Source organism: Streptomyces sp. NPDC004838 (genome assembly GCF_053600955.1).
This window is the reverse complement of the sequence record NZ_JBSGAW010000005.1, coordinates 235,721-259,733: the sequence shown is the minus strand read 5'-3', so window position 1 is coordinate 259,733 and position 24,013 is coordinate 235,721. Positions and strand designations below refer to the sequence as shown.

The 24,013-nt window shown below is 73.4% G+C and carries 13 protein-coding genes; 4 read left to right on the top strand and 9 right to left on the bottom strand.

Annotated features, from left to right (window positions below):
* Positions 1 to 86: 86 nt before the first annotated feature.
* Positions 87 to 770 (top strand): thymidine kinase, encoded by a 684-nt coding sequence (locus ACWEFL_RS08620; protein WP_451709366.1) that lies wholly within the window; start codon positions 87 to 89, stop codon positions 768 to 770.
* Here the strand turns inward: ACWEFL_RS08620 and ACWEFL_RS08615 are convergent.
* Positions 745 to 1,515 (bottom strand): VOC family protein, encoded by a 771-nt coding sequence (locus ACWEFL_RS08615; protein WP_451709363.1) that lies wholly within the window; start codon positions 1,513 to 1,515, stop codon positions 745 to 747. The two genes, ACWEFL_RS08620 and ACWEFL_RS08615, sit on opposite strands and share 26 nt — an antisense overlap.
* Positions 1,516 to 1,738: 223 nt before the next feature.
* Here ACWEFL_RS08615 and ACWEFL_RS08610 point away from each other — a divergent pair, with 223 nt between their 5' ends.
* Positions 1,739 to 2,569, top strand: a complete 831-nt coding sequence (locus tag ACWEFL_RS08610) for a sulfurtransferase (protein WP_451709360.1) — start codon at positions 1,739 to 1,741, stop codon at positions 2,567 to 2,569.
* Positions 2,570 to 2,645: 76 nt separating this feature from the next.
* On the opposite strand, the gene ACWEFL_RS08605 is transcribed toward ACWEFL_RS08610, so the two are convergent.
* Entirely contained in the window at positions 2,646 to 2,876 is a 231-nt protein-coding gene (locus ACWEFL_RS08605) for a hypothetical protein (RefSeq protein ID WP_451709358.1), read from the bottom strand.
* 126 nt (positions 2,877 to 3,002) lie between these two features.
* Here ACWEFL_RS08605 and ACWEFL_RS08600 point away from each other — a divergent pair, with 126 nt between their 5' ends.
* The gene (locus ACWEFL_RS08600) at positions 3,003 to 3,359 is read left to right on the top strand and encodes a cupin domain-containing protein (protein ID WP_451709356.1); all 357 of its coding nucleotides are present in this window, start codon (positions 3,003 to 3,005) and stop codon (positions 3,357 to 3,359) included.
* A gap of 110 nt (positions 3,360 to 3,469) precedes the next feature.
* On the opposite strand, the gene ACWEFL_RS08595 is transcribed toward ACWEFL_RS08600, so the two are convergent.
* The 3 genes from ACWEFL_RS08595 to ACWEFL_RS08585 form a co-directional block, all read right to left on the bottom strand.
* The gene (locus tag ACWEFL_RS08595) at positions 3,470 to 4,909 is read right to left on the bottom strand and encodes a WGR domain-containing protein (RefSeq protein ID WP_451709353.1); all 1,440 of its coding nucleotides are present in this window, start codon (positions 4,907 to 4,909) and stop codon (positions 3,470 to 3,472) included.
* Between the two features lie 255 nt (positions 4,910 to 5,164).
* Entirely contained in the window at positions 5,165 to 5,599 is a 435-nt protein-coding gene (locus ACWEFL_RS08590; RefSeq protein WP_451709351.1) for an MmpS family transport accessory protein, read from the bottom strand.
* Between the two features lie 298 nt (positions 5,600 to 5,897).
* Positions 5,898 to 6,719, bottom strand: a complete 822-nt coding sequence (locus tag ACWEFL_RS08585) for an SDR family NAD(P)-dependent oxidoreductase (protein WP_451709348.1) — start codon at positions 6,717 to 6,719, stop codon at positions 5,898 to 5,900.
* Positions 6,720 to 6,836: 117 nt separating this feature from the next.
* On the opposite strand from ACWEFL_RS08585, the gene ACWEFL_RS08580 reads away from it, so the two are divergent.
* Complete coding sequence (locus ACWEFL_RS08580; protein WP_451709346.1) at positions 6,837 to 7,436, top strand: TetR/AcrR family transcriptional regulator; 600 nt, start codon at positions 6,837 to 6,839, stop codon at positions 7,434 to 7,436.
* Positions 7,437 to 7,444: 8 nt separating this feature from the next.
* On the opposite strand, the gene ACWEFL_RS08575 is transcribed toward ACWEFL_RS08580, so the two are convergent.
* The 4 genes from ACWEFL_RS08575 to ACWEFL_RS08560 all read right to left on the bottom strand — a co-directional run bounded on the left by ACWEFL_RS08575 (position 7,445) and on the right by ACWEFL_RS08560 (position 23,790).
* Positions 7,445 to 9,115: a hypothetical protein gene (locus ACWEFL_RS08575; protein ID WP_451709343.1), complete on the bottom strand. Its 1,671-nt coding sequence runs from the start codon at positions 9,113 to 9,115 to the stop codon at positions 7,445 to 7,447.
* A 227-nt stretch (positions 9,116 to 9,342) separates the two neighbouring features.
* Positions 9,343 to 13,968, bottom strand: a complete 4,626-nt coding sequence (locus ACWEFL_RS08570) for a hypothetical protein (protein WP_451709341.1) — start codon at positions 13,966 to 13,968, stop codon at positions 9,343 to 9,345.
* A gap of 376 nt (positions 13,969 to 14,344) precedes the next feature.
* A complete protein-coding gene (locus ACWEFL_RS08565; protein ID WP_451709339.1) occupies positions 14,345 to 19,882 on the bottom strand; it encodes a hypothetical protein in 5,538 nt (1,845 codons plus the stop codon).
* Positions 19,879 to 23,790, bottom strand: coding sequence for a DUF6603 domain-containing protein (locus tag ACWEFL_RS08560; protein ID WP_451709337.1), 3,912 nt, complete (start codon positions 23,788 to 23,790; stop codon positions 19,879 to 19,881). Before ACWEFL_RS08560 ends, ACWEFL_RS08565 begins: the two co-directional genes overlap by 4 nt.
* Positions 23,791 to 24,013 lie beyond the last annotated feature (223 nt).

Here is a 24,013-nt window from a genome sequence, read left to right as displayed (position 1 = left end):
GCCCACCTCCGACGGACTCACGCGCGCAGGCTCGTCCCCGTACCTCGCCCCGTACCCCGATCGCGCCGAAAGGTCCTCAACCTCCCATGCCCGAGCTGGTGTTCTTCTCCGGAACGATGGACTGCGGCAAAAGCACACTCGCTCTTCAGATCGAGCACAACCGGTCCGCCCGCGGCCTCCAGGGCATGATCTTCACCCGCGACGACCGCGCTGGTGAGGGCAAGCTCTCCTCCCGGCTCGGCCTGGTCACCGACGCGGTCGAGGCGACGGAGGACTTCGACTTCTACGCGTATCTCGTCGACCGGCTCTCACGTGGCATGCGCTGCGACTATGTCATCGCCGACGAGGCCCAGTTCTTCGCACCCGAGCAGATCGACCAGCTCGCCCGGGTCGTCGACGATCTGGAGCTGGACGTCTTCGCCTTCGGCATCACCACCGACTTCCGCTCCAAGCTCTTTCCCGGCTCGCAGCGGCTGGTCGAACTCGCCGACCGGATCGAGGTCCTCCAGGTCGAGGCGCTCTGCTGGTGCGGTGCGCGGGCCACGCACAATGCCCGTACGGTCGGCGGGACCATGGTCGTCGAGGGAGCCCAGGTCGTGGTCGGAGACGTCAACGTGGGCGCGGAGGTGGCGTACGAGGTGCTGTGCCGACGCCACCACAGCCGCCGGATGACGGCCGCGAGCGCCCGCGCGGCCGCCATCTCCCCGGACGTGCTGCCGGTGGACCCCGCACCCGACGGCCGGCTCAGCGGCTCGACCGTACGACCGTGAACACCGCCCCCTCGGGGTCGGCGACCGTCGCGATCCGGCCATGGGGACTCTCCCGTGGCCGCTGGAGGATCTGCCCGCCCAACTCGACCACCTGATGTGCGGCCAGATCAGGATCCTTGACCTCGAAGTAGGTCATCCAGTACGTCCCCCGGCCGCGCGGCAGCGCACGGCCCACACCGTGCAGGGCGGCCACCGGACGGCCCGCCAGCTGCAGGGTCACATAGTCGTGGTCCGCGGAGACGACGGGATCCAGCTCATAGCCGAACACGGTCTGGTAGAACTTGGCGATCGACGAGGTCTCCGCGGTCAGCAACTCGTTCCAGACAGGCGTCCCCGGAGTGCCGCGCACCGCGGCGCCCCGGTGCGCGGAGGGCTGCCAGAGCCCGAACACCGCGCCCGCCGGATCCGTCACGATGGCCAGCCGGCCCGCGTCCTCCGCGTCCAGCGGGCCGACGCCCACCGTGCCGCCGCACGACCGGACCAACTCGGCGACCAGGTTCACATCGTCCGTCGCCAGATACGGCGTCCACGCGACCGGCAGCTGCCGGTCCGCGGGCAACTGCCCGATGCCCGCCACCTCTTTGCCGTCGAGCAGCGCACGGACATAGGGGCCGAGCTGCTGAGGGCCGGGGGCGAACTCCCAGCCGAACAGTTCGCCGTAGAAAGCCTCGGTCGCGTCAAGGCCGTGCACCATCAAGCTCACCCAGCAGGGTGCGCCGGGTGTGTGCCGAGTCGCCTCGGTCATCGTCACTCTCTCCTCGGACCATCGTGGTGGCCGTACGGGGGATGGGGTGTGCGCCTTGTGCGGTAGCCGTGCGCCCCGTGCGCATGTTTTCACCCTCTGGCACCGAGTGCCCCCCGGCCGCGCCGTTTTTGGCGGGTTCTCGATGGGTGGAAGACCGTTTCAGTGGGATAGGTCCGATTCGGTGTTATTTTGGAACGGCCCGTCGCTGCGCGAGGATGAGGCCATGAAGCCCATCATCTCCGCCGCGGATCTCGCGAGCGCACTGGCCGGGCCCCGCCCGCCGGTCCTGCTGGACGTCCGCTACCGGCTCGGCGGCCCGCACGGACGGCCCGAGTACGACGCGGGACACCTTCCCGGCGCCGTCTTCGTCGACATGGACGCGGAACTCGCAGGTCCGCCGGGCGACGCGGGCCGTCATCCACTGCCCGACCCCGAGGAGTTCGCCGCGGTGATGCGCCGGGCCGGGGTGTCGGCGGACTCCTCCGTCGTCGTGTACGACGCGGACAAGGGGTGGGGCGCGGCCCGTGCCTGGTGGCTGCTGCGCTGGACCGGGCACAGGGATGTACGTGTCCTCGACGGCGGCCTCGCGTCCTGGACCGGCCCGCTGGAGACCGGAGCCCCCGAGCCCGCGAACGGCGATTTCAAGCCGGCCCCCGGCGCGCTCCCGCTGCTGACGGCGGACAGCGCGGCGGCCCTGGCCCGCACGGGCCTGCTCCTGGACGCCCGCGCGGGGGAGCGCTACCGGGGCGAGGTGGAGCCGATCGACCGGGTGGCCGGCCATATTCCGGGCGCGGTCTCGGCCCCGACGACCGAGAATCTGGACGCCGACGGCCGTTTTCTGCCACCCGAGGTGCTGGCGTCGCGCTTCTCCGAACTGGGGGCCTCGGACGCCGGTCAGGAGATCGGCGTCTACTGCGGCTCCGGCGTCTCGGGCGCGCAGCAGGCCCTCGCACTCGAACTCGCCGGATTCACCCCGGCCCTGTACGCGGGCTCCTGGTCGGAGTGGTCGCGTGACCCGGCACGACCGGTGGCGACCGGACCGGCACGGGGCTGAGCCGCCGGGCCGGGCCACTGGTACCGGGTCACCGGTGCAGCGCCCCCGGAGCGGGCAGCCGGTGCCGACCAGGCGGTCAGCCCTGGGACCAGAGGGACCTCGTGTGCTCTCCGAGCCACGCGGTCCCGTTCTCGCGGCCCAGGTCCGCGTAGCGGAACGGGTGGTACGGACCCTTTGAGCCGGTGATCAGGTCCAGGGAGTCGTGCCGTGCGATGAAGGCCGTCTCCAACTGGCCCTGATGCCGGTACTCCGGCGGGAACCGGAGCCTGCGGCACCTTGTGGCGACATGGCCCCGGCCACCGCTCATGGCGGCATTCCCGCCGACCCGCGGTGAGGCCGCCCCTGCCGGGGTCGGGGCCGAGGGGCTGTGAGATCGTCAGCGAAAAGATTCAGCCAAACGCAGTTGTACGCAATGGAAGGTACCGCCCCGGCCATGGACCAGAGCTTCGCCGTGCACATTCCCGACGCCTCGCTCGAACCCGACCCGCTCGATCCCTCGCAGATCGTCTCCGGTACCCCCGAGGTCAGCGGAAAGCTGCTCTGGGAGTCGGCGGACGGGCGGCAGCTCCGCGGGATCTGGCAGATCACGCCGGGCGTGGTGACGGACACCGAGGAGGACGAGCTCTTCGTGGTCGTCAGCGGCCGGGCCACGGTCGAGGTCGAGGACGGCCCCACGTTGCGCATCGGTCCGGGCGACCTCGGCGTGCTGCGCCGGGGCGACCGTACGACCTGGACCGTCCACGAGACACTCCGCAAGGCGTACGCGATCACTCTGCCCGCCGAGCGCTGACGGCGCTGACGGAGTTCCCGGCCGGGTGGCCGGCGGCCCCGGAGCCGCCCCGGCCGGACGGCGACCGCCCCCGGCCGGAGCCGCCGAGGGGAACGACCCGCGCCGGCCGGTCAGATCAGTCGGCGTATCTCGCCGCGCACCCGGTAGAAGCCGCCCGAGGACGCGTGGAGGGAGTCGACCACATACCGGGCGCCCGCTTCCCGTATACCGCGCGGGAACTGCACGTTCCAGGTGGGTTCGAAGCCCTCGGACACCACGTGGACCCGCATCCGGCCGCTCTCCTGGACGCACTGCACCACCACTCCGCCCGCGGGCGCGGTCGCCACCGTGGTGACCTGGGCCGGTGAGGCCGCGGGGGTGTAGGTGGGCAGCGCGGCCGCCAACTTGATGTCACGGGCCACCGGGACCGTGCCCTGCTGGGCCGCCGCTATCGCCGCGTCGCTCGCGTCGAGGCACACCAGCGAACCGTCCGTGGTCACCATGTACAGCTTCTCGTCCAGATACTGCATGGACAGGGCCGAACCGCCGCCCGTGCCCAGCTTCCACAGCCTGTTCCCCGCCGCGTCGAAGCAGTACACCGAGGACGACGAGTCGCCCGCGAAGACATGGGATCCGTCCGGCGAGGTCGCGCACGAGTACACGGCGGTGTCACAGCGGAAGGTGGCCTCGACCACGCCCGTCGCCTTCGACAGCCGCTGCACCACGTGGCGGCCGGTGCCCGCGTAGACGGAATCGTCCTCCTGCCAGCCGAACAGCACCGCTCCCGTCGTCGCGGTGTGCCACAACTCGCCGCTTCCGTCGGGCGCGTAGGCCGTCACACCCTTCTGGTGTCCGTGGTAGACCGCGCGCTCGTCGGCCCGGACCATCCAGGCGTGCCCGCCGGAGGACCTGCGCGCCCACTGGTGCTCGTCCTCGTGGTCGATGACCGTCAGCGCGCCCTGGGCGTCCGACACATGGAGCACGCCCTCGCGGATGTCCAGCCAGAAGATGTCCACGTCCGCCGCTATGTCGTAGGCCGCGAACGGGAGTTTCGACGACAGGTCGTAGACCGTGCCGTCGTCGCAGCCCGCGTAGATCCAGAAGTCGTCCGCGACCAGGCACTTGACGCCGTCGGGCAGTGAGTAGCGCGCGAGGACCTCGCCGCTGTGACTGACGGTGTAGACGTCGCCCGCCTGGTTGCCCACCCAGCAGCGGTCCTCGTCTATGTGGATTCCGAAGGCCGCCGACCCGGTGCTGAACCTCCACAGCACCGGTGCCACCGACCGCGCCGTCGACGGTGCGGACACCACCTGACGACGCGTCACCGGGCGGGCCGCCCGCACGCCCTGAACGGCGGGCGCGTACCCCTTGCGGACCTTTTCGCCGATCTTCTTCGCGGCCGCCGCCCGCGCCTTCTCCGCCGTCGGGAACGAGGAGACCTGAGACTGCCCGGTCGCGCCGATCCGGCCGTAGCGCACCGAGACGACCGTGCCCTCCACGATCACCTCGTAGAACTTGTGCGCTGCTCCGCTGTCCTGCGACAGCTCCAGATACGTCGTGGTGCGAGACACGGCAGACCCCTCCCCAGGATGGAACCGGCGGTCTCCTTCCACCCGTTCCCACTGCCCAGAAGAGTAGAGGTCACCACTGACACTCCCGCCGGGCCGCGGAGTGCGGGGTGCCGGTCCGGTCGGCGGGCGGGTGGACGCGTGCGGTGCGCGGGAGTCACCGGCCCGACGTACCCCCGGCCGAGTTCGTGGACGACCCGCGGTGCGCCGGGGCCGGTCATCCCTTGGCCTCGCCCCGCGCCCAGGCGCTGGGCGGCGTTAGTCGGCGATCGGCGAGACCGCGACGCAGCCTCCGGCGGTGGCCAGGCCCTCGCCCGACTGCTCCGCGATGGTCTTACCCTTGTAGACGATCTTGCAGGTGACCTCTGCGCCGGACGTGTCGATCGCGATGGGCATCACCGAGGGAGGAAGGATTCCGCGCAGAGTCACGGTCTTCGTCCACGGCAGCGCCGGCTTGTCCACGCTGTCCGTCTTCGGCTCCAGGGCGGTGCCGCCGCCCGCCGCGAACTCGATGGAGTCGACGTTCTTCCCCGTGACCTCGTACGTGACCTCGTACTCCTCGTTCACGGCCTTGTCGATCTGCTTGACGGCCTCGTCCTTCGCGGCCTCACTGGCCTCGCTGCAGGCGCCGAGCCCGAAGACGAGACCCGCGGCGGCCACTGCGCAGGCGGCAGTGCGGATGGAACGGCGCATGAGCGACCCCCCGAATGTGATGAATTGGATTCCATACACAATCGTAAAGAGAGAATAAAAGTCAAACCTGAGCAAAGCCGCGCCGGGTAGGTGAAACGCCTGGTCAGCGGAGTTGAACGCGGGGCCGTACGGTCCGGCTTCAGGCCCGAGGCGGGGGTTGCTCCCACGGTCCGGCCACCGCCGTTCGCGACGACCGGGCCGGAGCTTCGGATGTCCCTCGGCCCTCCTCGGCCGCACGCACCTCTTGACGGTCCCGCGGCTCACACACCGACCGGCACATCGCGGGGCGCGGACCCGGTCAGCCCGGGGCGATGCGGCTGAGGTGCTCCCAGGACCGGTACAGATCCGTATGGGCCTGCTCCATCTCCAAGACGTGATCGAAGGACTGGCTGCCGACGATCAGCCGTCGGGGCGGGTTCGGCAGTGCGGCCAGCTCCATGACGACCGGAGCGGCGGTGCTCGGCTCCGGGGCGACGGCGTCGCCCCACATCGCCTCCATCTCGGTGCGCAGGGGCTGATACCGCGCCAGGGGTTCGGTGGTCGTGGTGCCGGTGGTGAACAGGCCGGTGTTGTAGCCGCCCATCTGCACGATCGTGACCTTGATGCCGAACCCCTCGACCTCCATCGCCAGCGCCTCGCTGACCGAGTCCAGCGCGGCCTTGCCCGCGCAGTAGAAGCCGACGGTGGCCATGCCGCCGCCGGTGCCCATCGAGGTGATCTGGAGGAGCCGTCCCCCCCCTTGGGCGCGCAGGTGAGGAAGGACCGCCTGAGCCACCCACACGGCACCGAAGAAGTTCACGTCCAGATGCGCCCGGATCTGCTCCTCCGTGGCTTCCTCCACCATGCCGTAGAGCATGCCGCCGGCGTTGTTGACGACGACGTCCAGCCTGCCGAACGCGGCTGCCGCCCGTTCCACCCCGTCGAACACGGCCCGGCGGTCGGCGACGTCCAACGGAAGCGGGACAAGGCGGTCGGGGTACTTCTCGGTCAGTCCCTCCAGGGGCTCGACGTCGCGGGCGACACCCACGACGCGGTCGCCGCTCGCCAAGGCGGCTTCGGCGAAGGCCCTGCCCAGGCCGCGGGACGCGCCGGTGATGAGCCAGACTCTTGAATCCGCCACGATGTATCACTCTCCGTAAACGAAACGGTCCGTATCGGTTCGCTTGGAGGATAGGGCATCGCCCTTGGTGATATCAATACGGGTCGTCTCGTTTCGCTTGGTGGCTAGACTGAACGCATGCCTGACGAGAAGGGGCCGGACCACTCCCGGCGCAAGGAACGATCCCGGCTGGCAATCCTCGCGGCCACCCGTGCCCTGGTCGCGGAGGAGGCGTACGAGAAGGTCACAGTCGAAGCCATCGCCGCCCGTGCCGGCGTCGGCAAGCAGACGATCTATCGGCGGTGGCCGTCGAAGAGCGCGGTCGTCTTCGCCGCCGTTCTGGCTCTGAGTGAGGATGCGGATGGGCAGTCTGTCGCACTGCCGGACACGGGCGACCTCGAGGCCGACCTCAAGCTCGTCATGCGTGCCACGGTGGAGGAGTTCGCCGACCCGGCCTTCGACAGGCTGATCCGGGCCCTCAACACCGAGATCGCCAACGATGCCGCACTGGCGGCCGAGTACCGGGAGAAGCTGGCCCAGCCTCTGGAAGAGGCGAAGAGGGCGCGCTTGCGCAGCGCCCAGGAGGCCGGCCAGCTCGACGCCGCCGCCGACCTCGACCTGGCCCTCGAAGTGCTCTACGCCCCCCTCTTCCAGCGGTGGCTCCACCGCGGCGGTCCGCTGACCGTCGCGTACGCCGACTCACTCGTCGACGCGACCCTGAGAGCCTTCGGCCCCTGAAACGCGGTTCATTCGGCCGGTTCGAAGTCCGAGGTGTCGAAGCGCAGTCCGCTGGAGCCCTGGCCCCGGCCCGGGAGGGTGGTGCGGCCGGTCCACAGGGCGGTGTGGCCGTCCGCGAGGCGGGCCAGTTGCCAGCGGCGGGTGACGCGGACGCCCTCGGCGGGGACCTCCTCGGAGGGCAGGCGCAGGACGGCGCCGGGTTCGAGGACCCGGCCCCGGACTCCGGCGCCGTAGCGGTGGAGCAGGGTGCGGCCGGGGGCGGTCGGGTCCGGGATCGGGGCGAGTGGGATCCAGTGTTCGGGGACCGGGGTCTGGAGGCGGTAGCGGCGTACGGCGTCGGGGCCGGACGGGGTGGCGTCGGCCGCCGGGAGGCCGCCCGCGACGGCGACGAGGCGGTGGCGGTCCATGCGGTGGCCCGCCGCGCCGGCCACGGCCTCCTCGACCGCCCAGGCCATGTTGGCGGCCTCGTCGCGCAGGAACAGCACCTCCTCGACCGGGTCTCCGTCGAGCGCGTCGACCGCGCCCGGCGGGAGGACCAGGACGTCGGCGGCTCCGCGGGTGCCCGTGACCGTGGGGCGGAAGAGCGACCAGTCGTCGGGCGCGGGCGGCAGCAGGATCCGTTCGCCGAAGGTGTCGGTGACGACGACCGAGGTGAGCCGGGTGACCGTGCCGGCCGGGAGTTCCAGCGGGACGAGGAAGTAGTCGTTGGCGTAGGTGGAGGCGTACTCGGCGAGCAGCAGACGGGCCAGGTCGGTGCGTTCGGCGGTGATGCCGCCCCAGTACACGCGGGCGTCCTCCATCTCCCACCAGCGCGGCGACGGCATACCGGGGTAGGCGGCGACGGTCGGCAGGACCGTACGGACCACCTGTTCCGGCTGGTCCCGCGGGCCGTCGGGTGCGCCGAGGGTCGCGCCGGGGCGGTGGTCGAGGGCGTACCAGTCGAGCCGGCCGCCGGGGTACTCGGCCGCTTCGAGGACGATCTCGCCCGTGGTGTGCCGGGCGGCCACCGAGAAGCCGTGCTCCAGCCGCTGCGGCTGCCATGAACCGCCGGTCTCGGGTGCGGTGGTGGGCAGCCCGAGGAGTCGGCGCCAGGCCGCCGTGGCCCGTACCACCGCGTCGGTCAGCTCGGGCGGGACGGTGATACGGGCAGGGGTGTCACGGGACTGGCCGGTGGGCGGGGCGAGTTCGGCGAGGAGCGCGAGACCGTCGGCGGCGCGTCCGGCCACCGCTGAGAGATAGCCGGTGGTGGCGTCGTCCGCGATCGGCCCGGGGGCCGCGCTGATCGGGTAGGCGGCGACCAGCGGGGACACCAGATCGGCCGCGCCCTCCGCGCGCAGGAGGCGGGCGTACTCCAGACCGAGTTGGGCGGCGGTACGGCGGTCCAGGGAGGATGCCGCCGGTTCGCGTTCGACCAGGGCCTCCAGGGGGAGTTCGGGGTCCAGCGGTATCGGGGAGGGGTCCGCGTGGCCCTGGTAGCGGGTGAGTTTCGCCGATTCGGCGCGCAGCCGTACGGAAACGGGCGATCCGGCGTCGTCCCCCTGGAACTCACCGACCTGCCACTGCCGGCCGAGCATCCAGAGCGGGTCGGCGGTCCGTGCCTGGAGACCCGCTGACATGTCGGCGGCCCGGCAGCGCGGTTCCAGCCGGGTCCACGAGGTGATGGACGGTTCCTGCGGCACGTCGGACTCCTGATGTTCGGATGGCGTTGCGAGGGCGGGGCGGAGGTGAAGCGGGGTGAAGCGGGGTGAACCGGGCTGGCTCAGAGGTGGCCCAGGGGCGGTTCGAGGGTGGTTCGGGGGTGCTCGGGTGGTTTCGGTGGAGAGAGAAGGGACGGAGGCGCGGTGTGCCGGGGTCCGGTGTGCGCCGCCGGACGGCGTGCGGCGCACCGGACCCCGTACGACTCGGTTCAGTGCGGTGCGGCGTCCGGGCGGAAGTCCGTCGAGACCGTGCCGCCGTCGGTGTTGAGCGGGAGGTGCAGCGCCGGCAGGAACTGGCCCGCCCGGCCCAGCGCGTCGGTGTCGACCATGCGGGTGCGGGCCCGGTCCAGGGTCTGGTGGAGCAGGCGTTCCACGTTCTCGCCCGCCCAGACTCCGTTGACGCTCTCCGACGGGACGGCGAGCAGCACCGTCTGCGGGGGAGCGGCGCTCGGCGCGCGGAACTCCAGGGTGGCCGCAGCCGTGTGCGCGGTGTCCGGCACGGTCTCGGTCCACTCGTCGACGGCCAGGCCGTACACCGGTTCGGTCAGATCGAGCGCGGCCCCCGGAAGCGTGCCGATGACCAGCGAGAGCCGGCCGCCGTTCGGCGCGTCCGCGGGCCGCCGCGCGCCCCACCAGCGGTCGTTCGGCAGATGGGGGAGCTGGGCGACCCGGACCGGGTCGGCGAGTCGACCGGCGGGGGCGTCGAGCGCGTCGGCCAGGTCGAACGCCTCCTGGAGGCGGCCCGCGCCCGCCCGTACCCGGCTCGTCTGCCGCAGCCAGCGGCGGCCCTCGCCCGGTCCGCCCTGGAGCTGCTCCGACACGGCCAGGGATGGGCCGAGGCCGTTGTCGGCGGGGGCGAGGAACCTGGTGAGGAGCGGCAGGTCCGTCCCGAACAGGGCCTGGATACGCGCCTGGTGGTGGGCGTTTCGGGTGGCGTGGTCGGGGACGGGAGCCGCCGGGGGGTGCGCGGCGGTGTATTCGGCGACCACCCGGTCGTGGGCGGCGAGCCGGGCGTGGAGTTCGCGTTCGGCGGCCACGGCGGCTTCGCCGAGCTGCCGGTCCTCGTCGCGGGCGCCCGCCGGGGGCGGCACGGCTCCCGGAATGCCCGCGCCCGAAGCCCTGAGCAGGGCGGTCCGCAGCGCCGCCCGGTCCGGGCCCGCGGCAGCCGTAGCGTCGCCGCCGCCCGTACCGGTGCCGGAGCCGCCCGTATCGTCGGCACTGTCCATATCGGTGCCGGAGTCGCTCGTACCGTCGGCGCTGCCGGTTCCGGGGCCGGAGCCGCCGGTTCCGCGTGCCGCCGTGAGCGCCGCCAGGGTGTCTCTGACGTGGGCGAGCGTGAAATCGGCCCGGTTGACGGTGTCCTGCGGATGCACCCCCTCCCCGGCCTCGGCCCCGGGCTCGGCCAGATCCGTCGCGGTCAGCGGCCGGGCGTTGTCGAAGAGTGCGCGTACGGCGGCGAGCGCGGCCAGGAACTCGGTGACCGAGAGCCGGTCGGCGGGCCAGTTCGCCTCCCGGTCGAAGGACGGTGTCAGCGTCCAGTCGGCGTCCGCCCCGGCCGGCCTGACCTGCTGCCAGGCGGCCAGCGCGATCCGCTGTTCCAGCTCGGCCCCGCACGGGGCGAGTCCGCGAGGCGGCATCGCGAGATAGTCGACGGCCCCGATCTCCAGGGAGTTGAGCGCGATGGCGTTGGTGTGCTGGATCGTGCCGTCCGCCACGCCCTCCGGCGACTGCCAGTGCAGTCGGCAGACCACCCGGCTCGGCGGCGGAAGCAGCGCCGAGGCGACACTGTCGGTGAAGGCGGCCGAGACGATCCGGGGCTGGCTGCTCACCGCCGCCGGCCACGCCATCCGGTCGGGCGCCTGAAGGTTGCCCGCCAGCAGCACCCGGTGGGTGACCGCCGTCGCGGCGCGCGGGGTACGCGGGAACTCCAGCTCGGGCGGGGCGATTTCGCCCCGCGACAGCGCGTCCAGTGCCGCGCCCGCCCGCTCGGGCCTGCCCTGCGCCACCTGGTGGACGCCCTCGGCGAGCAGCGCGTCATGGACCGCGTCCACCGCGTCGCCGAGGTCGTCCAGGACGGCCTTCAGCGCCAGTTGATCGGGGCTGCCGAGCGACGGCAGACCGGCCGAGCCCCAGGGCAGGGTGCCGGCCGCGTACCGGGAGTACAGCTCCAGTCCGTCGGCGACCGACGAGGGCGCGGTCGAGGGGACGGCCGTGCCGTCGTCGCCGATCCGGGTGGTGCGCAGCGGCGCCAGGGCACGGAACGCGGGCAGGAACCGGTCCAGCAGACCGCGCGGGCTGTCGTGCACACCACGCTCGAACCGGTAGCCGAGCTGGGCGTTGAGCGGCAGGCCGTAACGGGCCCCCTGGAGCAGCTGCTCCGCGATCCGCACCCGGCGCGAGGACAGATCGAGCGCCAGCGGGCCGTTGCCGCCCCCGGTGCCCCCGGTGCCGCCGTGCGAACGGTGGGCGCTGCGCAGCACTGCCGCGGTGGTCGCCTGGGCGATCGACGGGGCCAGTACATAGCCGGTGCCCTCGGCGGCCTGGAGGAGGGGACGGCTCTCACCGGCCTCGCCGGGCGGCGGGACGGCCACCGGGGTACGGGGGGCGGCGGGCTCCAGTTCGGTGACCCAGCCGTACGCGCCGAGGTGGACTCCCGTGCGCCGGGCCGCCCGTAGGGTGGCCAGCCGCTTGGTCGCGAAGGAGGTCATCCAGGCGTCGACGCGGTGGCTGCTCAGGCCGAGGGCCCCGGCGACATGGCGTTCGGCGGTCTGGGCGGGCAGCGCGGCGAAGCTCCGCAGATCGGTCCGGTAGTCGCGCAGGGACCGGGTCGCGGGATCGGTGGCGGGAGGGTCGGCGAGATACTCGCCGAGGGTACGTGCCGGTGCCTCCGGCGCCGGACGGGCCAGCCGCCGCCAGAGCGTCGCCGTCGTCTCGCCCTCCTCGATGTCCAGCAGCTGCGGCTCGACCGGCTCGCTCGCGCCGAGGGCGTGGGCCGCACGGGACACCTCGAACAGCAGACCCGCGCGGACCAGCCGGTACAGCAGCGGCGTGGGCCCGCCGGTCAGGTCGGCGGCCGCTTTGAGCTGGTCGGGGCTACGGCCGGCCAACTCGGTGAGATAGCCGAGGAGTCCGTCGGGTCCGGTCGCCAGCGGGGTCGCCAGCCGGAACGAACCGGTGGCGAAGACCGCCTTGGCCAGCGGCATGGTGTCCGGCAGTCCCAGACCGCGCAGCAACTGGGAGGTCTCCTGGTAGAGAGTGGTCTGCCAGCCCGAGTTGAGGCGCAGCCGCAGAAAGCGCCACAGCCACAGGGCGTAGTCGCCGCCGAGGAGGCTGCGGGCCCGCACCTCACGGGTACGGGCGTCGCTCCCGAGGACCCGTACGAGATTGTGCTCGGGCGTCCCGCCGGTCGCCGCGCCCAGCCGGGGCGCCTGCGGCACCGACGGCTTCCAGAGCGTCGTGTGCAGCCGGGTGACGAAACCCATGCCGACCCGGTCGTCGCTCTCGCCCGGCAGCGGCAGCCAGCGGCCCGTCTCCATCACCGGCAGGATGCCGTACGGCTGGGCCCCGACCCGGAACGACGGCAGCGGCCCCTCGGCCCGCACCCAGTCGAGATAGTGGGACCGGATGCTGCCGATGGTGTTCTCGTCCGCGGCGCCCGCCATCATGTGCCGCAGGTGGTAGCCCCAGGTGGCGGGCCACAGCACGGACTGGACCAGCCGTGCCGGAGCGTCCTCGTCGTCCCCGCCGTGCGCGGCGCGGGCGGCGGCCGTGGGCGCGCCCGGACGCGGGAACTGCCCCCGGGCGGTGGTCAGCACGTCACCCGCCTCCGTCCCCGCGCCCAGTCCCAGCGCCAGGGCCGCCCGGCCCGTCGAGGTGTCCTCCGGCGGAGTCGTGTCCGTGTGCCGGACGGGGGCCGGGGGCAGCGCGCTGGAGAAACCGGACGGCAGATCGTCGGTGTTGTTGGTGGGCGTGCCGGGCGGCAGCCAGGACAGCCCGCCGGTGGCGGCGTGCGCCTCCAGCAGATCGCTCAGCGAACGGGCGGCGGTCTCGGGCGTGGCCGTCTCGTGGACGCCGTAGACCAGCAGCCGGTCGATCCGGGAACGGACGCCCGGCGGCAGTTCGAGGGTGACGGCCATGCCCGCGGTGACGGCGGCCGAGTAGTCGGTGAGCCACTCGGTGGTGGCGTCCGTCGGGGGAAGGTGGTCCGGGACGCCGGAGACGTCGGCGGCCGGGTTGAGGCCGACCACCAGATCCGGCCGTACCGGCTGGGAGACGGCCCGCACTTGCTGGCCGCTGCTCACGGCCAGGACGACCCACCGGGTGGGCAGGCCCCGGGCGACCGCCGGCTCGGTCCAGTCGGCCGTACGGGGCTGAGGGTCGGGGAAGCGGGGCAGCGGGGGCCTGAAGCCCTTCGGCACCGGGATCCGCGCGTCATCGGGGAGCGGAACGGTCGGGCGGCCACCGGGGTCGGGTTCCATCACCCGCGCGACCCAGCCGGCGCGGGTCGGGTCGGTGAGGGCCACCAGACGGGCCCAGGCGGCCTCCTCGCGCGCGGTGTCGCCGGCGGCACGCCACAGCGCGAGCCAGTAGTCGCGGCCCGCCTGGTCCTCGTCGGGCGTCAACGCGCCCTCGTGGCTGTCGATGTGGAGGGCGTCGGGGAAGATCCGGACGAGCAGTCTCTCGTGTTCCGGGCCCGCGAAACGGGTCTCCAGGCGGACCGGGAGCAGCGCGAGCGGGTAGCCGGTGGAGAGCGTCCAGACCGGAGCCGTCGGGACCGTCAGGGCCGTCGGAGCCGGTGTGGCTGCCGGGGCGGCCGGTTCGGGAAGGGAGGTCACTGGTGGGCCCTTTCTGCTGCGGGCACCAGTGAGGTGCTCGTGGTCCGGTCCGGGTGAGCCACCGCGGGCGGCTCGACGGTGAGTGCGGCCGACCGGGGTGTGGTGTGGCTGGTCGCCGGGGGTGTGGTGGAGTCGGTTCGCGGGGGCGTGTGGTGGTCGGCGGTTCGCCGGGGTGTGGTGTGGCTGGTCGGCGGGGGTGTGGTGGAGTGGGTTCGCGGGGGTGTGTCGCGGTCGGCGGTTCGCCGGGGTGTGGTGTGGCCGGTAGGCCGGGATGCTGTGGAGTCGGTTCGCCGGGACGTCCCGCAGCCGTCGGGCCGCGCGGTCTCGCCGCCCCGCCGACGCTCGTACAGACGGTGTGGGGCTGACACGGGAAGTGTCATGACTGCGGGTCCTCCGGGTCGTTCGCGGACGGGTCGTGCGGGCGCGGTTCGGTGGGCCATGGGACGCCGGGGGACGGAAGCGGGTCGTCCGGGCCGGGGCCGGAGGCCGGAGCAGGCTGGGGATCGGGGGCAGGAGCCGGATCGGGGTGAGGGCCGGGTGCCGGGGCGGGCTCCGGCTCCCGGTTCAGGCCGGGGCCGACGGGCGTACCGGGATCCGCGCCCACGCCGGCGGCCGGTACCGCCGCCAGCATGTCGTCGGCGTGGATCGCCACGAACACCGGCCGCTGCACCAGCGCCGCCGCCAGATGCGCCGAGTTGTACGGGTCGGCCGGCTCCGGCTCCCCCTCGTCCACCCCGAACCGCAGCGCCGTCGGCTGCTCCCAGAAGGAGAAGAACCAGCCCGGATCGTCACCGCCGCCGATCGCCGCCGCCCGGGTCAGCGGGAAGCAGAACACCTGGATGTCCGGGTCGAACCGGGCCGAGAACAGCGGCAGCAGCTGCTCCGCTCCCGCCGTGACCGTACGGGCCCCGCCCGGCTGCCCGGTCCAGGACGCGCGCCGGGCGGTGACCGCCGCGTTCGGGTAGCGGCGCAGCAGTTCGCCCCGTACCACCAGGACGAGCGCGCCCTCTCCGGGCCCGCCCACGCCCGTGGCATGGCTGCCCAGCGCGCCGCCGCCCCACCGCGCGATCGGCGGGATGTCGGCGACCGGCGCGCCCGGCGGACGGGAGCCGTCCGGCGCGCCGCCGCGTACGTCCCAGAACTGCCGGAAGAAGGTGGTGGACAGATCCACCGGCACCTCCCGCCACAGCAGTTCCCGGCCCAGTTCGGAGTTGAGGCCGAGCAGATACGCCTCGACGAAGGCGGGATCGGTCTCCAGCAGGGTCACCGTCTCGGCCGGGATGTCCTGTGCCCCGCCCAGCAGATGATCGGGTGACAGCTCGCGCAGCAGCTCGTAGGTGGGCTCGGGGAACGCGACGCCCGTCACCAGAGGGCGCAGCGGATCGACGCCCGCGGGGACCACCTCGGACAGGGGCGTGCCGTCCACCTCGATCCGGGCCAGCGCCCGTTCGGGAACGGTGGCCAGCGGATTCAGCGCCGTGCGCAGCACCGCCGCCGCGTCGGACACCGGCACCCGGGGCGGCGGTGGCTGTCGGGTCAGCGCCTGGCTGGCGGCCACCACCGTCTGGTGCCGGATCGCCGCCTCGATGAACCGGGTGCCCATGTCCGCGCGGCGCTTGCTCAGAGCCGGATCGAGGTCGGCGACGGTCACCGACGCCCCGGACACCCGCGCCGAAAGACCGCCCGGAAGGGCCATGTCACCGCGCCAGCTCGCGGGCACGCCTGCGGCGTCCAGATCGATCGCCACGGACAGCGCCGCCTGGTGGACCGGGGCCGCGACGGTGGTACGCAGGATCATCAGATCGGGCCGGCCGTTGCCGCTGAGGTCGGCGGCCGCGAGGGAGAGCCCGGAGAGCCGTGTCCCGTCGGCGGGCGCACCGCCGAACGGGACGGGATCGGTCCAGCCGCCGACGACCAGACCGCGCCGGTTGACGGAGCGTCCGATCCGGTGGGTGATCCGGTCCCGAGGCGTGCCGGACTCGGCGGTGACCAGCACCAGATCGGGGGTGTCCTCGCCGGTGACATCGGCGATGTCGATACCGATCTGGTAGACCGGGCCGGCTGGCTGGGGCAGGCTGTGGGTCAGGCTCCAGCCGCCGGTGGCCCGTCCCTTCGCGTCCAGCCGCCAGCCGATCCGGTACGCGAGGCGGGGGTTGTTCGCCTCGCCGGTGACATAGGCGACCACCAGTTCCGGGCGGCCGTCGCCGTCGAGGTCGGCCAGCGCGATGTCGACCGCGTGGACCTTGCTCATTCCCTCCGGCAGGGTGCGGGGAGGCTCCCATTCGCCGGTGACCGTGCCGTCCGGGGCGAGGTCGGTCCCGACCCGGTACATGAGAGCGTGCCCCATCCCGGTGTCGAGGCGGGTCAGCGCCACCAGGTCCGGCCGGCCGCTCCCGGTGAGATCGGCGGTCGCGGTGGCGAGCAGCGACTCCCGCGACGAGGGCGCGACGCTCGGGACGATCGTACGGTCCGGGGTCCAGCCACTCCGGGGAGTCGCGTCGGGGCTGAGGTCGGCGCCGACGCGGGAGCGGATGGCGGTCGTGCCCGGCGGCGGGTTGTAGTCGAGGTGGGAGACCAGCACCGAGCTGAAGAGACCCACCTTGGGCGCGAAGCGGCGCCGGTCGCTGAACGCCGGGTCGGTCCAGTTGCCCTGGCCGCCGGGGTCGGCCGGGGTGCCGAAGTCCTCCACGCCGGTGGCACCCGCGCCGGTGTACGTCACACGGGCCACCCGCTGGTCCGCGGTGACCGTGAACGCGCGGCCCGGGTCGGCGAGGTCCTGCGCGGGCGAGTGCCCGGACGCGGCCGGATGACCGGACCATCCGTACCGCTTCCACCACGGTGATCCGTGGAAGTCGAGGCCCTGCGCCCAGGTCCCGTCCGAGAGGGTGACCTGCTGGTACTCACCGGCCGGAGGCGCGATCGCGGTGATGGCGCCGAAGGGCATGGGATAGAAACGCCAGGCGGGGTTCTGCCCCGGGCGGTACTCCCACAGGGCCCCGTCGTTCGACAGCGCCCGGACTCCGGTCGAGCCGACGGGCACGATGGATTGGAACGTCGCGGACGGCATGGGCACGGAGAGCCACTGCGCTGTGCCGTTCGCCTCGATCCGGCGTTCGTGGAGAGTGCCGAAGCGGGTCAGGACATAGGTCTGGCGTCCGTTCGCCAGGGGAGCCGGAGTGCCGGACAGGTCGAGCAGGAAGGAGCCGGGACTGCCGTGGTCGGTCCACTGGCCGGTGGTCAGGTTCAGCTGGGCCAGGCCCATCGACGCCGTGTTGACCCACAGGGAGTCGCCGGCGATCGCCGGCGAGGTGTAGTACCTCGGGCTCTGACCGCCCGGCATCGGATGGTCCACCCAGATCCAGCGGTCGCCGTCCCAGCGCCGCTCGGTCACCACACCCGAGCCCAGACCGCTCACCCTGATGCCGAACACCCGGCGCTGACCGGGGACGACCGCCAGATCACCCTCGAAGGAGGGGGTGCCGTAGCTCTCGGGGACGGTGTGGGCGCGCCAGACCAGCGCGCCGTCCGGGCCCAGCGGCGCGAGTTCGTACAGATAGCCGCTGGTGCCCCAGCTGTCGTCGGAGCCGACCAGCACGAACATGCGGTTGTCGGTGACGACCGGCGTCGAGGTGGGCTGGCGTGCCCAGAGACTCACCGGGATGTACGGCAGGGGCGGTGGGGTCAGCCACCAGGGGTCGGCGGAGCCGATGAAGGCGGCGCTGAGCCGCTCCAGCGGCAGCGGGTTTCCGGCGGCGTCCCGCAGCACCGAGTCCGCCACGGCACCGGTGGGGAGCTGGGCCGGCGGTACGGGCGCGGTCGCGCCGGTCGCCAGCGCGGTGACGGCCGCGCCCGCGTCGGCCGGGGGCGCGCCGGGGCCGTCCGAGCGGGGCGTGGAGCGGGTCGTACGGCGGAAGGCGGTCGTGGTGGCGGCGGCGACGCCCGGGTTGCCGTCGACCATGTCGGCGAGGCTGCGGGCGGCCATGGCGGCGAGCCGTGGGGGTGGGGTTGCCTGGGGCGCGGCAGTGTCCTGCGGTGCGGTGGCTTCCTGCGGTACGGCAGTGTCCTGTGGTGCGGTGGCTTTCTGCGGTGCGGCGGCGTCGTGTGGTGCGGTGGCTTCCGGTTTCGCGGTGGCTTCTTGGCGGGTCGCGATTCCCTGGGGGGCGTCGATCAGGTCGTGTACGGGCCGGGTGAGGGCGAGCAGTTCGGCGTCCCTGAAGGCGCGGGTGGTGCCGGAGGCGGCGAGCGCGGTGGTGTCCGGGGCGGCAGCCGCCCCCTGAGCCGGGGCCACACCGCTGGTCGTCGGCCCGGCGATGCGGCGGGAGTGCAGGGCGGAGCCCGCACCCCGTGCCAGCCTCGCGAGGCCCAGCAGGCCGTTGGCCTCGCGCAGGGCGGCCGCCTGCTCCTGTACCGCCGCCACCAGATCCTCCTGGTGGTTCTGGACGATCCGGGCCCCGAGCGCCGCAACCGCCCGGTGCTGCGGCTCCAGATTGACGGCGGTCAGCCAGCTCGGCCCGGTCCCGTCCGGGGGCAGCGTGCCCTGGCCCGGAGTGGCCGTGTACGCACCGCCGTACAGGGGCGGCGGCAGCCGGTCGGCGGCGGTCGAGAACCTACCCCGCATGGCCGCGCGCCAGGCGTCGGCCGCGGGCCAGACCGGACGCGGCCCCGGTGCGCGCAGGGCGCTGCCGAGCCAGACGGTGGCTTCGGGGGTTCCCGGAGTGAGCGGCAGAACCCCCGCCCGTGAGAGGTCCATCGGCCGGGCCCCGGCTTGAGGGAACGTGCGGGCGCGCAACTTCCGTGCCAGATGCTCGAAGTCACCGCCCAGCCCCGTGCCGAAACGCCAAGAGTGGTAGACGGGCAGGGTGATCCTGCCCGCCGTGCCCTGCCAGGCGGGGCCGAGCGGCCCGGTGGCGCTGTCGCCGAGCGACAGCCCCAGACCGGCCAGCACCCCGACTTCGTACGCGGGAACGAGAGCGGCGACGTACCGGGTGGTGATCGCCAGCCGGGTCGGGCAGATGATCCGTGACAGCGAGAGGTCGGACGAGCCGCGGAGCACGTCGAGCGGGTCCGCGTTCTCGGCGGTGACGAGCTGGGCGTGGGCCCAGTCCCAGGAACGCTCCAGCTTGGGCAGCGAATCGACCGGGCAGGTCAGCGACGGCAGTGCGCCCTCCGCCGCCGGGGGCGCGAAGGTCGCCAGCTCCTCGGCCACGACCACCAGGACCAGCCAGGGTCGCAGCCGGCCTTGAGGGTCCGGTCCGCCGGGCGAGAACATCCACGGCAGATCGGGCCGGTCGAACTCGACGGAGGCGAAGCCGGTGGTCTCGACGCCCTCGGTCCCGGGCTCCGGGAAGGTACGGATGATCTGGGCGGCGTCCAAGCCGGTGACGTCACCGGGCCCGAGGAGCGTCACGGTGACCGGGTCCACGGCGAGCGGGACCGCGGCGGCGCCGTCGACGCTGCGGGCTACGGTGAGGCCGACCTTGACCCCGGCGCGAGCGCGGGCCGGACCGCTGCCGTCGTCCGTCTCGGACAGGCCGCCCGCCAGTCCGTCCCGGACCCACGGGAGGAAGCGGAGGCCGCCGACGGCGGTGTCACCGGCCGGACTGGTCGAACTGTTTGAACTGATCGGGCCGACCGAACTGATCGGGCCGACCGAACTGGTCGAACTGGTCGGACTGGCCGAACTGCTCCGACCGGTCGCCGGGTTCGCGTCCGAGGCGAGGTTCTCGTCCGGCGTCCCGCTCTCGTCCGCCGTGCCGCTCCGGTCTGTCGTGCTGCTCTGATCTGTCGTCATGTTCCGGTCCGTCGCCCTGCTCTCGCCGGTGTTCGTGGTCCCGGCGCTCGCCGGGCCTCCATCGGTATCGGTGTCCCGGCCGGTCGCCGCGTTTCCCTCGGTCGTGCCGGTGGTGTCGCTCATCGCGCTGCTCCCGCCAGGGAGACCGGAGCGGCCGACGGCACGGTGACCGCCGCGACGCGCGGGGCCCGGCCGGGTGCCCGGACCTCGGTCGGCCCGGCCGCCGGTCGGGTCTCGTGCAGCGCTGTCGCCATGTCCCATGCCTCTGTGTAGGTGTCGGCCGTGCCGGGGCGGCCGGTCGTGCCTTCCGAGCCCTCTGCACCGGCCGGGTCGGCCGCGTACCGTTCCGTCGCGGTCCGTACGGCCGTACCGTCCAGCCGGTCGTCCGATCCCGCCGCGCCGACCCGCCAGGTGTGATCGCCCACCGTGACTCCGGCCGCCCTCGGCCGGAACCGCGAGCCCGTCCGGGCGCGGGCCGCGGGCCCGAAACCGGCCAGCGCGAACAGCGATTCCGGTGCGAGGGGTTCGGGTGCGAGGGGTTGGGGCGCGAGCGATTCCGACGCGAGGGGTTCGGCTGCGCGGGACTCCGGCTGGATGGACTCGGCCCCGGAGTGCGCGAAGCCGTTGGACCTGGCGTCGCCGTCGGCCTCCGCGCCTGCCGCTGCCACCGCCCCCGGCCCGTCCACGATGACCGGCTCGTACCCGAGGGTCACGTACGCCCCCCGCTCCGTGCCGCCGTCCGGCCCCGGACCCTTGCCCGTCCCGGCCCGCAGCTTCCCGGCCTCGATGCCGATGCCCGACCGCAACCGCTCGAACGACGCGCTGCTCAGCTTCGCCGCGTCGGCCAGGTCCTTGTACTGCGCGGGCGCGAACCAGTCCTTGACCGGAGCGCCCAGGACGGCGTCGGTCCGGTCCGGGCCCTCGCCGTAGACCGCCCCCGCGATGTCGTACGAGGTGGGCGCGGCCAGCGGATCGGTGCCGATCCGGCGTATCGCCTGCCCCAGCGGCAGCACCTGCTGAGCGACCGTCAGACCGCCGAGCGGATGGGCCAGCACCTCGCCGGGCGCGGGCGATGTCTCCCGCAGGGACACCACGCTCTGCCCGGCGGGCGGCACGGTCGACCAGGCCGCCGGATCGGCGAGCGCCGTGAGCACCGCCTCCGTCGGGTCGACCGTCTTGGGCAGCACCTTGGGACCGGAGCGCCCGGCCGTGATCTCGAAGCCGACCGAGACCGAGATGAACCACAGCTTGATCCGGGCATGGCCCTTGGCGTGCCAGGGGCTCGGCCCGGACAGCTGGAGGGCGAGATCGATGGCGAGGATCGTCCGGGAACCGCGTTTGACCGACGCCGAAGCATGGATGTCCACGATGAAACCGAACGGGGAGAACTGGATCAGCGCGTCGTAGCCGAGCCGCCCCAGCACCGTGAAACCGGCCTTCTCGACCTTCACATCGACCAGCGCGCCGTGCTGCACGGTGTTGGAGGTGACCGCGAGATAGCCCTCGACCCTCACTCGCGGGTTGTCGCCCTTGGCGAGCGAGATCGCGACCCGCCGGAGGTCGGGGAAGTTCTTGGGCCGGCCGGTGAAACGCGGGTGGAACCCGCCGATGGAGAGCGTGAACTCCCGTTTCGCGCCCCAGGAGGCGCGCAGCGCCATATCGCCCGTCACCGGGAAGCCCGCCACATGCGACTCCACCAGACTGGCGTCGAGTGATGCCTCCTTGCGCCCCAGGTCGACCAGGCCGACCGCGTCCATCCGCAGTACCACCACCGGGGCGACGGGCGCGGGCAGCGTGATGGTGACCCGCGCCAGCAGCCCGATCCGTACCGGCGCGGGCAGTTCCACGAACAGCGCGAGGTCGGCGACGGCCAGCGCCTTCGCGGGCGCGGACGGGTTCGAGCGGTCGGGCGTACGCGGCCCCCAGGTGATCCGGGCCATCAGCCCGAGGAGGTAGCGGTCGGGGGCGACCGGGAACAGTTGGGAGAGCGAGGAGACGATCTGCGGGCCGTTGGCGACCGGGTCGGCGGGGAACAGCACGGCGTCCAGCGCCTTGGTCCGTACGCCCGCGCGCAGCGCGTCCGCGTCGGCCGCCCGGTGCAGTCCGACCAGGACCCCCAGGCCCTCCAGGGCGAAGCCGGGGCTGGGCGGAGCGGGCGCGATGCCGGTGGCGATGACCAGCAGGGAGAAGATGTCCCGGCCCGACTTGTCGCGCAGCGGACGGCCGTCGGCCTGGCGGGTGTTGAGCAGGCCGACGGCGGACAACTGGTAGTTCATGACGCTCAGCTGGGCGGCTCCGGCGTAGCTGCCGCGTTCCTCGTCGATGGAGAGATAGCCGCCGCCGCTGACCAGATCGCTGTCCACGGAGAGCGCGATACCGCTGGGCAGTTTGAAACCGGTGGTGAGATGCATCGGGCCGGCGTTGCCGCCGCCGGGCGGGAACGCCACCGAGGTCTTCAGGCCCAGGCGTTCGACCGAGGCGAGGACCGGGCCGAGGGCGAGCCGCGCGCTGACCGACGCCTCGACGGTGGCGACCGGATCGGCGGGCCCGGCGTCGGGGGTGCCGACGCGCAGGGCCAGATGGAGCTGCTCCAGGGTGAGCGGCCCGAGCGCGATCCCCAGCGGAAGGGTGGTCTCCAGACCGGCGCGCCCGGTGAAGGTCAGCCCGGTGCGGCGGCTCCAGGCGAGGCCGAGGTCGAACGGCACCACCAGCCCCTGATCGGGCAGGATGCGGCGGAGGAAGGAGTCGCCGTCGCCTCCGGCGGGCGCGATCCGTACCGCGCCCTCCGCAGCGTCGAACGACAGGCCCCAGTCACCCCGGTCGCTCTGGCCGCCGCCCAGCTCGGCGAAGGCCCTCGCCGACAGCCGCCCGAGTTCGATCCGGGTGCCGGTGGGCGCACCGAAGGTCCAGGCGGGTTCGCCGGCCGCGCCCCGGCGTTCGGCGGTGAGCGCGAACCGTACGTCCGGCGGCCCGTCCACCACGACCAGGCCGCCGGGCCCCCAGGCGAAACCGGCCGTGCCGCCCGCCAGTTCCATGCCGATGTTCCAGCCGCTCGCGGCGGCCGACAGGGCCAGCTCGCCCCAGGGGAGTACGACGACGCCGAGGCCGCCCCGGTCCTTCGGCGAGAGCGCGATCCCGGCGCCCCACTCGACGCGGTCGGAGCCCTGTCCGACCCCGCCGGAGATTCCCAGCATGCGGGAGGTCAGCTCGGCGCTCGTGGAACTCTGCGCGGGGCCGGTGCCCGGCACGGTGCCGTACCCCGCGTCCAGCCCGAGGGCGGTGAGCAGCGCGGCGATCCGGGGGAACAGCGCGGCGGCGGTGGCGTCCGCCTCCTGGCTGGTGAGGTCGGGGTGCCACGGGTACAGCTCGCCCAGCAGGGCGTCCGGTTCGGTGAGCAGCCGCCTGATCCGGTCGGGCCGCAGCCGGTCGCGGGAGACCGCGAGCCGTACGGGGGCCTCCGGCGGCGCCGGCATCGGTGCGCGGGTGGTCGGCGGCCCGGCCTGCTCGATCAGCCCCAGCAGGACCAGCGTGTGGTAGAGCGCGGGCGTGTGGGTGCTGAGGTAGCGGATCGCCAGATGGGAGGCCAGATCCTCGCCGAGCGCGGGCAGCAGTTGCGGGTCTGGGGCCGACGCCTGCCAGACGGGCGGCAGGGCCTTCAGCGCCCCTGCCGCCTTCCCGGCCTGCTCGGCCCGCTTCTTGACCTCTTCGAGGGAGCCGGGGAGCCCGGCGTCGAGCTGGCGGTCCAGTTCGGCGTACGCGGTCCTGAGCGCGGCGAGCCAGGTGTCGAACTGCTCCTCCAGCCGGGCCGGATCGCCGATCCCGAGCTGCTGGCCGAGGGCGGCGAGATCCCAGCCCAGCTCCTCGGTGAGGGCGTGGCGGCGGCCCGGATCGCCTGCGGCGTCCAGCAGGGGGCGGACGAGTGACTGGATCTCGCGCCAGACGCGTTCGAGGAGATCACGGTCGTGGCGGGGGTCCGGGAGCGGGTTGCCGAGGAGTTCCCGGCGGGGGTCCTGGTTCTGGGTATCGCCCATGGCGGCATCGTCCTGACGGCAGGTCGGAGGTGTGTCCCGGTGGCGACGGCCCCGGGAGCAGGGTGCGGGGGAGGAGGGATGGGTGGGTGCGGTGCCGGCCGAAGCCACGGCCGGTCGAGGCGGCGGCGGGCCGGCCGGGCGAAAGACGGCTGAGCAACGGATGGCTGAGCAACGGATGGCTGAGCGCCCGCCGGCCGACGAGACGGTCCCGTCGGTGCGCGCT

Excerpts from the sequence above, each read along its gene's own strand:
- ACWEFL_RS08620 (WP_451709366.1), top strand. The coding sequence starts at position 87 with ATGCCCGAGCTGGTGTTCTTCTCCGGAACGATGGACTGCGGCAAAAGC.
- ACWEFL_RS08565 (WP_451709339.1), bottom strand. The coding sequence starts at position 19,882 with ATGAGCGACACCACCGGCACGACCGAGGGAAACGCGGCGACCGGCCGG.
- ACWEFL_RS08600 (WP_451709356.1), top strand. The coding sequence starts at position 3,003 with ATGGACCAGAGCTTCGCCGTGCACATTCCCGACGCCTCGCTCGAACCC.
- ACWEFL_RS08560 (WP_451709337.1), bottom strand. The coding sequence starts at position 23,790 with ATGGGCGATACCCAGAACCAGGACCCCCGCCGGGAACTCCTCGGCAAC.
- ACWEFL_RS08590 (WP_451709351.1), bottom strand. The coding sequence starts at position 5,599 with ATGCGCCGTTCCATCCGCACTGCCGCCTGCGCAGTGGCCGCCGCGGGT.
- ACWEFL_RS08610 (WP_451709360.1), top strand. The coding sequence starts at position 1,739 with ATGAAGCCCATCATCTCCGCCGCGGATCTCGCGAGCGCACTGGCCGGG.
- ACWEFL_RS08615 (WP_451709363.1), bottom strand. The coding sequence starts at position 1,515 with ATGACCGAGGCGACTCGGCACACACCCGGCGCACCCTGCTGGGTGAGC.
- ACWEFL_RS08580 (WP_451709346.1), top strand. The coding sequence starts at position 6,837 with ATGCCTGACGAGAAGGGGCCGGACCACTCCCGGCGCAAGGAACGATCC.
- ACWEFL_RS08605 (WP_451709358.1), bottom strand. The coding sequence starts at position 2,876 with ATGAGCGGTGGCCGGGGCCATGTCGCCACAAGGTGCCGCAGGCTCCGG.